The following is a 9,737-nucleotide window of genomic DNA, read 5'->3' on the forward strand; positions in this document are numbered from 1 at the left end:
TATATTTAACTTGTTTTCAAAGCGAAAGACGGGTGATTGTTCAATTTTTTTCCACCAAGATCCGTCAGGCGTTTCGACCAGCGTTGCACATCCGAATGCCTGACTTTCAGGTAAAGTTTACGATTCCTCGCTTCCTGATCCTGTACAGACATCTCCAATGCCTGATCTATCGCATTGTCCATGCTGTTGTAAGAGTAAGGATTTGTAAGTACTGCTTCATGAAGCTCAACAGCAGCGCCAACAAACTCAGACAAGACGAGTACGCCTTTCCCACCTTTTTTCACGGCGAGGAACTCTTTACACACGAGGTTAGTGCCATCCCGCAACGAGGGTACCCACATAATATCTGTAGCGGAAAACCAACTCACCATTTCCTCAAAAGAAAGGGCTGCTTCCGAATAAATAACCGGGGTCCAGTCTGCGGCGCCATGAGCGCTGATAATCCGGGCCACCTGTTGCCTGATTTTTATCTGAAACTGATCATAAGCGGTTATGCCGGCCGCCGGTTGCACCGCTACGAGAGACAGCACCACTTTACCTTTTAATTCCGGCCGCCTGTCCAGCAAACGGCTGTAGCACTCCAACAGTTTATCCATTCCTTTTACATAATCCATTCTTGAAGCCGCGAAAATCAGTATCCTGTCTTTGAACTGGCTCCTGATAGCTGATACGCTGCTTTTTATGCGCCGGTTTTTAAGTAGCTGGTCAATACGGGCACAACTCGTACCCACCGGGATAGCATCCAGCTGAACGGTTCTGTTATCAAACAACACTTTCGATGTTACTACAGGCTCGCTCAGGGCGTTACCGGATTGCGAAAAATAAGGTGTTACCTTCTTACGTTGCTTAATCGAAATATTGGTCACTGATTTGGCTACCGCTATAAAGTTCTCGATGTACCTGGGGATAGAGAAAACGATATGATTACAACATAACAGGCTTTCTATGATTTTTTCCCTCCATGATATAACATTGAAGATATCCGGTCCGGGGAAAGGCGTATGGAGAAAAAAAGCAATTTTCACATCCGGCGCCTTCTTTCTTATAAAGTATGGAGCAAGCCACAAATTATAATCGTGGATCCAGACAGTGGTATTGCTATCGGCTTCTTCTAATGCAGCCTCAGCAAACCTTTTGTTGATCATTACAAAATTTTCCCAGTTGATCTTCTGGCAGTCAAAGTTTTCGTGGAATGAATGCAGTATGGGCCAAAATCCTTCCTTCGATGTTTTATGATAGAAGCAATTAAGCTCTTCTTTTGTAATAAGCACCCGTTTAAGCGTACAAGCCGCCGCTGCTTCCGGCATATCAATCCTTTCATAAACCGGAACGGACGGGCTATCCACGAATTCACTTCCGGCAATCCACATGCCATCAGGCACTACAGAAAAAAATCCCTTCAGCAGGGGAATAATACCATTTGGTTTACCAGCATCCCGCCTGTAAATGGTGCTGCCATTAACCATCACCTCTTCATATGGCTGACGATGATACAGCACTATTATTTTTCTCTTCATAAATGGTAAAAAATTTGAGTATTACATGCCATCAGATCCTGCTGAATGAGGAGGCTGGTATTTCCACGGAAATGGAGTGGTTAAGCACCGGAATTTTTACCCCAAATCTTGTTTTTCCTTTCTTTTGAAAAATAACACCTTCTATTCCAATGAAAGGTCCTTCTGTGATCAGCACCTTATTGCCACTTTGCAGTTCCTGCTCAACTGTCACCTCCGGTTCAATCATTAGTTTTTTAATGGTGTTTATCTCCTTTTCCGATACAACAACAGGCTTTCCATCAAAGGCCACGTAACGTGATACCCCCGTAATATCCAACAACCTGAACCTTGCCTGTTCTTCCACATATACAAAAACGTAATTCGGGAAAAGCGGTTCATCGACAATCTTTCTCCTGTCGCTCCATTGCTTGACAACTTTTTTTGTAGGCAGAAAACAGTGAATACCTATCTTTTTGGATTGATTGAGAATTCGCTTCTCATAGTGTGGGTATGTGTAAACGACATACCAACTGCATACAGTTTGCTGAAGTGCTAATTCGCGCATAGGGTGTATTTTAAGCTGTGTAAATGAATATGCTGGCAAAGAATAACGCTACCGGCAAATTGAGTCAATCCCCATTTTTGATGATGGAATATAGGTGGGTTATCAAATATAGCAGATGGATTAACTAACGGTACTTTTACTTACTAATCGCGTTTATTCAATAATGGTCTTTTACGTGGCAACAATTTTTAGTACATACGTGATTTTTAACTGTACTTCTTTCTCAACAGCTTGTTCTCAAGCGATTGCATAATCAGAAAACAGGTCAATACAAATACAGCAATAAACAGCATACCGGGCGTAGCAATGGAGGCCAATGGGACCGTATCCATACCTATCCACCCTATCATGCTCACAGCCAGCAATACGCCAATAACGGAGAGGGAAACTACAATAACAAGTTCTTCCCGGCCTGTCTTCAATTTCTTACCGGATGCGGCTAATGCGGCGGTAACATTCCGGGCAAAATCCGGTGGAGGATCAGCTTCAGGCAGTTTTTTCAGTTCATCAAATAATAACTGGTACAGTTTTACATCTGCACTGAATCGGGGATCATTGCAAGGCGCCTGTTCACCGGCCCCCTCTCCCTTTTCTTCCAGCATTCTCTGGATACTTTCATCGTTTGTATTGCTCATACTATATCCTTTTTTAAACTACCCGTTAATTTATCCTTCAAGAGCTTCCTCGCTCTGAAAAGATAACTCTTTATCGTTCCCAATGGCATTCCTGTTATCTGCGTAATTTCCTCATAAGAAAATTCGTTCAGATGATATAATACGATCACTGTCCGGTACTGTTCCGGCATCTGATCTATTAGCTGATTCAGATAAGCTGCTACATCTTTTCTATCTAAAAGTTCTTCCGGGTTTTCGCTGGCCTGCTCAATGGTTTCTATTTCTGTGATTTTTTGTCTGTGTTCCCTTCGTTGTTTTCTATTATGGTTAACAGCGGTAACCCAGGCAATGCGGGCTATCCAGGTTGACAGTTTCGACTGAAATTTAAAGCTACCCAGATGACGGTACACCTTGATGAATACTTCCTGACAAACATCTTCTACTTCTTCCCTGTTTGTTACTATTTTACCTGCTATAAAAAACACAAGCCGCTGATACTCCTTCACCAGTATCTCAAATGCATGTAAATCACCCTTTAAGATAACAGGAATCAGTTCTTTTTCATCAACCATAATTTCTCTGGAATTCGGCGTTGGTGGGTATGGGTATCATCATATGGATATTATTGATTAAAGTCTTCATTGGATACATCATCATTCTTAATTCCACGCTTATTCTTCCTGATCGTTTCTCTGAGTTTTCCGAAATTATAATTTAAGTTAAAACTAATTGCTCTGAAATACAACCGTCTGGTAATATTTTGTTCAAAATCATTTCCAAAAGTGCTTCTGATGTCGTTCCGGAATTTACCAAAAGGGTTGATGAGCGCGGCTGACAGGGACAGTTTATCATTCAGCAGGGATTTTGTTAAGCCAAATGAAGATGTAACAACGGAATTAGAAGTCCCCTGAAAGGTTACTTTCGGACTGATCACATTTACATTACTGCTTACGCGCCATCCCTTATCAAACTTATACCCTGCTGACCCGGCAATAGTATACATGAAACCCTGATTATCAATATTGGCTCCTTTGGAAACACTTTTTGTCCATATATAAACGAAATTATTATTCAGGGTTAAGCTCAATCGCTTCGTTGCAGGATAGCTGATATTCAGGCTTCCGCTTAATCCCTTGCCGCTGCCGGCGTTTTCAAATCTTGTCCGCACTACATTTGTTTCCGGAATAAAAAATGATACCGGTATCGCCAGTTTATTAAAATAGGCATAGTCCACACCTGTTACAATGACCACTTTACCGGAATAAGTGTATCCCAGCTGAACGCCGTTGAGCAACGCCGGGCTGAGCTCCGGATTACCGGTATGTTCCACATTAGGATTAGAACGGTCTATAAAAGGATTGAGCTGGTTCACACCCGGGCGCTTTATCCGCTGCCTGAATCCCAGCGTCATCATACTTTTCTTACTTAACTTCTTGCCAATGGAAATTGCAGGCATCACATTAAAGTAATTCTGCTTAACATTTGAGGCGTTGGAAATAAAGTCTGCATCAATAGTAGTTTGTTCAATCCGCACCCCTCCTTTAAATGACCAGCCATTAATTCCATACTCATATGTGTTGTAAGCGGCCAGTATATTCTGCCGGTTGCGGAGTACGTTGCCGAGGCTGGTATCCTGGTTAAAATCACCTGTTAAATGGTCAAATATACTTGTTTGAAAATCCCCCTCGTTCTTTCTGAAAATAGCTTTCACTCCTGACTCGACAGCCACTTTACCTATAGTGAACACGTAATCCACCTGCACTGTTTGCTCTGAGGCGCTTTGCCTGTTCGATTGTTTATAATCTGATAACGGGTAGTTAATGGTATCTAATACTGATACATCTGTCTGCTGCCTCGAGTCATATGTAAAATAACGATAAGAAAATGTCAGCAGGTCTTTTTTATTCCTTTTGAATCCAAGCTGATAATTCAGGGAAATATCTTTTCCATTACCATGTGTTTCTCCCTCCCCGGCTATATCGTACCCTTGCAGATAGCCATCACTTGCCGTCAGCACGGATTGTTGCTTATTATTATCCTTATCCTTGTTGCCATTGATATTCAGCTGCACCGATACCAGGTTAAGACTGTCCGCTTCATAACTGATTTCCGCACCAATATAACCATTGTTGCTATTGGATTTCTGTGTTCCGTTCTGAAGCAGATGGTCTTTTTTGGCGCCGGTCGCCGATCTGTCTATCGTAGTTTCCGTTTCCGGGGAATTATAAATACTGGCGGCGCCGGAAGCTGATATGCCCCATTTCCCACTTTTCAGGGAAAGGGAGCCGCCCATTCCGGGACCACCCACCGGGGTACGCCCGTTGAGGTTGATGGTGCCTTTGTATCCATCCGCCGGGCGTTTGTTGGTGATGATATTAATGATTCCTGCAAAGCCTTCACCGTCATATTTTGAGGAAGGCGTTGTAATCACTTCAATCCTTTGAATAGTGGAGGCTGGCATGGATCGCAGAATGGCTTTCGGATTTCTTTCTGCCATACTGGAAGGTTTACCGTTGATCAGTATTTTGTACCCTGCATCTCCATTCAGCAAGATATTATCATCGGCATCCAGCGAAATATGCGGTACTTTCCGCATCATCTCCAGCACATTACTGCCCTTACTATCCGGATCGGCCTGCAAGTCATAAGAAATGCCGTCAATTTGCTGGGTAATGATGGGTTTCTCCCCGGTCACCTTTACTTCTTTCAGGGTACTTGATGCTCTTACAATACTTATTTTGCCGAGCCCGGCATGTCCGTTTGCCGCAGCCAGGTTTACCTGGAGCGTTTGCTTACGGAAACCCATAGCCATTACCGTTAATGAATAACTGAGCGGTTTCAAATCAGAAAATATAAAAGAACCGTCTTCCTTCGTCACGGCAGCCTTAATAATACCGGTATCGTTTTTTAATCCGATAGTGATATAAGCAAGAGGTGATCCTGTAGCAGAATCAACCACAACACCAGTAATTGTTGAATCATTCAGGGGAGCCTGACCAAATACGGGTAACACAAACAAGCAACATACAGTAAAGAACAAACAGGTTTTCCGGGTTAATTTATTCATTGCCTTGAGTTTAAAACTGATGATGAACAAATTACCTGTCCTTTTGTACGATGAAATAATAAAGCCCAAAACCCAATGCAATGAAAATAGCCTCGATACCATATGGCACCGGGGATTCAGCATCAGCAAAAGAAAGGAACCCGATCACCACCAGGCCCAGCCCTCCAAAAAAGAGCACCAGCGCCCATTTAAGTGCCTCGCGGCGGGAAGCAGACAGCTGCCCGAGAAGCTCTGCTGCGGCAGCATCTGTTATACCTGAATCTATAATATGTTTTTTTAGCTTATAGTTGAAATAAGCTACTATCACCACCGCAATTGTTATGAAAAGCGCTACCGGTAAAAGAAATACCAAAGTTTTAGGATGCATGTCAGTTCGTTTATAAAATGATCTTCCCCCAGTAGACACCCATAAAACCTAAAAAGTTGCAGCGTTCACAAATTTCTTTTTTGTGGTTAAAAGTACAGGGGAATGCTCCCGTCAGATTTCCTGTTTACCAGCTCCTGTAAACGGATTTTCAGCCAATGCCTCCCTGATAAGAGCCCGGGCAAAAGATGCCGTGGAATCGACTATAATCATCTCATCTATCGTACTTTCTGTAAATACCAGGGACAAGTCCGTGCAACCCAGGATAATGGCATCCACCTGTTGCTGTTTGAAATAACTGAGTGCCTGCCCGCTCCATTGCTTTACCTGGTGTGTTATATTACCAGGACAAGCTTTGATACCATCGCGGGGATCATAAATCATTCTATGGATAATATCATTCTGAAAACGGGCATCCGGTATCACCACTTCAAACCCCATTGTTTCCAGGACGGTTTTATAAATACCGGATCTGTAAGTACCATTGGTGGTCATGAGCCCGATACGCCGCACGCCCAGCAGGTTATCCTTAATATGCCGGCAGGTTTCAAAAGGCATATTAAGCAAAGCAATACGACTGTCGGGGTGTTGTATCCTGCCGGCAATAACATCAAATATGGCGGGCGAATACACTGTATTGCAAGCCAGGCCCACCACCTCCGCGCCGGCAGCCTCCAGTTTCCGGATCATCTTAACAATACTGTACGCAGGGTTTACTGAGATATATCCGTCCAGGTATTGGGTCCTGTCGCCGATAGCATCGGGAAATGACATCAATATAACCGGCAAATGTTCCTGGTCAAGCGTTGCGGGCGTCATCAGCAGAATGCTCTTAAAAAGGGCAAGCCCTGCCTCAGGCCCCATTCCGCCTACTATACCAATTACCTTGTTTCGTCCGGGCTTCATATCTGTTGCAATAAATATTATAAATGTAATTTCCCGATCAGTTCTGCAGCCGGCGCTTCCTGCCGGAAACCGGCACTGCTGATACTTACCTGCCTGATCAGGGCTTCCTTTACCTCTTCCACTTCAATTAGCTTCATACAATCATTACCCAGCGGGCATGACCGGCCCCACAAATAATGAAAGCAGGGAGAACACGCCACGCCTTTATAAATATTAACATTGTTTTCATGTCCCCAGTGCTGGGGACTGGTATCTCCAAACAATACCACACCTGGCAGATTGAAAGCATTGGTTGCATGCGCAAAGCTTGATTCCACCCCTACAAATGAAGTGGCATATTTAAGCTGGCAAAGTGTTTCGCGAAGCGATAATTTACTCCTCCAGTCAATGGCTCCTTCCACGGTTGGTTCATTTGGCATCCCAATCTGGATAAACGTCAGCTCCGGTAACTCTTTTACCAGGCGGTTCCATTTTTTAATATCCCATAAATGATTGACGGAGCATTTGGAATAGGTATGAATAAAAACAACGTTTTTAAAATGCCTGATCCGCTCCCTGGCCTGTTGTTCCTCCGCTGCTGTGAAAAACAGCTGTATCTTACGATCCCCACTCAGCTTCACATCGAAAACATCAGCCGCAACTTCTTTATAATTCTTTTCGTATATCCATGTAGCCGGAACATGGTTCAGATACATGTGATAATACTTTCTGTCTTTGATCCACTTTTTCCTTTTAAAAAGATATACAAACAAGTGACGGGGATACCTCCACATGGATGTAACATGCAATTCCCTCAATGAATCAATATGAGGATTGTTCAGTAACACCTGCTTATGTCCCGGATGAAAGTGCTGGTAGTACACGATGATCCTTGAGTGGGGATTTTCCTCTTTGAGGGCTTTCAAAGCGGGGGTACAGAGCATCAGATCACCGATACCACCCCAGGTAACTACAATAATTTCTTCACGCATTTAAAATCCAGTTCAATTGTTCTAAAGCTGCTGTACATACCTTTTTATTCTGGTCCAGTACCCTTGACCGGAACTGGCATCTGTCAAGAAACGGCCGGGAGAGTTCCTTCTCTATCTCGTGGTTAATGAGCGCCAAACGGGTTTTCACTTCATCAGCCCTCGCCGTGATTTCTTCATACGTCCTGGTCTTCATAGAAAATAAAATTGCCGGTGTATTAATCATTTGAAGCGGCTCCGCTGCTGCTGCCGGAATAAACGGCCTGCTTCTGAAGCTCCTTCTCACATTTCCTCAAATTAAAATCCAATGTAAATTCTTCTGAATGGAGGGCTTTTGCTTTGAGAAAATCCTGGTAGGCCGCGTTAAAATCTTTCTGTTTCATATCCAGTGTGCCCAGCAGGTAGAAAGCCCTGGATGCATCCGGGTACAGGATGGTATTTTCCGTTAGTAATTTCCGGGCTATGGCAGTATCTATTCCTATAAAAATATGTCCCAGCTCATTCAACGTATTAACACCCAGCTTTTGTTCGCTCTTCAATCTTCCTGCATCTGCTATCATCGCATCCCCTCCTGCCTGCTTGTACTTTTTCAGCAATGTAATGGCATTACTGGGATACTGCTCATAGTATTGTTTGGCAAACTCCGATTTGATATCCAGCCGGACAGACATATCCACGAGTCGCTGCGAAATAAGCTTACCCCGGTCAGAGTTGGTCATAAATATTATTCCCCGTTTATGAACAACAGAATAGAAAACCTGGCATTTATAACCGGGATTGCTACCTCCGTGTGCGATGATGGTATCTTTTGGCGTATAAATAACTTCATATCCTCCTCCGAAGTAATGGTTGGGAGGAAAATAATCATCCAGGCTGGTCGTTTTGTGCAGGATATCGTTTATGCGATCCCGTGATAAATATTTACCATTGAACATGCCTATCAGCAAATGGGCGTAGTCCAGGGCAGTAGTGTTAACGCCCCCGGCCGGAAAAACCGACTTATTTTTCCATTTGGGAATTTTTCTCTCCAGCACATCATGTCCATTTGAATAATTACCCGGAACACTATCTTTAAAACTGGTAAAGGTCCTTTCCAGCTCCAACCGGGATAAAACCATCCTTTTTTCAATATCCTGGTAAGGCTCTTTGAGTATGGTTTCAATTACCCGGGCGAGGTAATGGAACCCTTCCCCGGAGTAAATAAATTTCTCACCCGGGTTGGAAACAATATCGAGGGTATCGGGATTAAAATCGGATTTCCAGTTCTCAATGCCGGAGCAATGACCCAGAATCATCCGGGGAGTTATCAGGCGATAACGCGCATCATGTTTAAGCCGCTCGTACTCCAGGTACTGGTACATGGGCTTATCCAGGTCAAGCTTATGCTGATCCACCAACTGGTATACCATGAACAACATGAAATTTTTCGACAGTGAACAGGCCTCAAAAAGAGTTTCATCATCTACAGTTTCCGGCTGCCCCGACTGCTTGTAACCATAGGTATGGTAAAAAGCAACCTTATTATTCTCGATAACGGCCAGGGATACACCGGGAATCCCCACCTCTTCCATCATGTGGCTTACTTCAGCATTAAATGCATTGATATTCACCTTTCTTCCATCGGTTTTAAAGTATTTCGGTGATTGACCCAGGCTATACTGAAAACAAGCGGTGAGCAATAACATTGATACCATCGTTGCATTCAAAACCTTCCGGGCATATGCCGCTGAAAAATCAAATATTCTCATAAAAAATAA

The 9,737-nt window shown here is 43.5% G+C and carries 10 protein-coding genes; all 10 read right to left on the bottom strand.

Annotated features, from left to right (window positions below):
• Nucleotides 1-5: 5 nt before the first annotated feature.
• The 10 genes from ggpS to ACLHR0_RS16505 all read right to left on the bottom strand — a co-directional run bounded on the left by ggpS (nucleotide 6) and on the right by ACLHR0_RS16505 (nucleotide 9,728).
• Nucleotides 6-1,517 (bottom strand): glucosylglycerol-phosphate synthase, encoded by a 1,512-nt coding sequence (gene ggpS, locus ACLHR0_RS16460; RefSeq protein WP_436488014.1) that lies wholly within the window; start codon nucleotides 1,515-1,517, stop codon nucleotides 6-8.
• A 31-nt stretch (nucleotides 1,518-1,548) separates the two neighbouring features.
• Complete coding sequence (locus ACLHR0_RS16465) at nucleotides 1,549-2,061, bottom strand: UpxY family transcription antiterminator (protein WP_370911894.1); 513 nt, start codon at nucleotides 2,059-2,061, stop codon at nucleotides 1,549-1,551.
• Nucleotides 2,062-2,267: 206 nt separating this feature from the next.
• The gene (locus ACLHR0_RS16470) at nucleotides 2,268-2,696 is read right to left on the bottom strand and encodes a hypothetical protein (RefSeq protein WP_436488016.1); all 429 of its coding nucleotides are present in this window, start codon (nucleotides 2,694-2,696) and stop codon (nucleotides 2,268-2,270) included.
• Nucleotides 2,693-3,247, bottom strand: a complete 555-nt coding sequence (locus ACLHR0_RS16475; protein WP_436488018.1) for an RNA polymerase sigma factor — start codon at nucleotides 3,245-3,247, stop codon at nucleotides 2,693-2,695. Before ACLHR0_RS16475 ends, ACLHR0_RS16470 begins: the two co-directional genes overlap by 4 nt.
• Before the next feature lie 50 nt (nucleotides 3,248-3,297).
• Nucleotides 3,298-5,742, bottom strand: a complete 2,445-nt coding sequence (locus tag ACLHR0_RS16480) for an outer membrane beta-barrel protein (protein WP_436488019.1) — start codon at nucleotides 5,740-5,742, stop codon at nucleotides 3,298-3,300.
• A gap of 31 nt (nucleotides 5,743-5,773) precedes the next feature.
• Entirely contained in the window at nucleotides 5,774-6,109 is a 336-nt protein-coding gene (locus tag ACLHR0_RS16485) for a DUF6249 domain-containing protein (RefSeq protein WP_370911890.1), read from the bottom strand.
• A 111-nt stretch (nucleotides 6,110-6,220) separates the two neighbouring features.
• Nucleotides 6,221-7,012: an aspartate/glutamate racemase family protein gene (locus ACLHR0_RS16490; RefSeq protein ID WP_370911889.1), complete on the bottom strand. Its 792-nt coding sequence runs from the start codon at nucleotides 7,010-7,012 to the stop codon at nucleotides 6,221-6,223.
• 17 nt (nucleotides 7,013-7,029) lie between these two features.
• Nucleotides 7,030-7,983: a glycosyltransferase family 9 protein gene (locus ACLHR0_RS16495; protein ID WP_436488021.1), complete on the bottom strand. Its 954-nt coding sequence runs from the start codon at nucleotides 7,981-7,983 to the stop codon at nucleotides 7,030-7,032.
• Entirely contained in the window at nucleotides 7,976-8,176 is a 201-nt protein-coding gene (locus ACLHR0_RS16500) for a hypothetical protein (RefSeq protein ID WP_370911887.1), read from the bottom strand. Before ACLHR0_RS16500 ends, ACLHR0_RS16495 begins: the two co-directional genes overlap by 8 nt.
• A 22-nt stretch (nucleotides 8,177-8,198) precedes the next feature.
• Nucleotides 8,199-9,728, bottom strand: a complete 1,530-nt coding sequence (locus ACLHR0_RS16505) for a serine hydrolase (RefSeq protein ID WP_436488024.1) — start codon at nucleotides 9,726-9,728, stop codon at nucleotides 8,199-8,201.
• Between the last annotated feature and the right edge of the window lie 9 nt (nucleotides 9,729-9,737).

Source organism: Chitinophaga sp. ARDCPP14, assembly GCF_051362515.1.
Lineage (GTDB): Bacteria > Bacteroidota > Bacteroidia > Chitinophagales > Chitinophagaceae > Chitinophaga.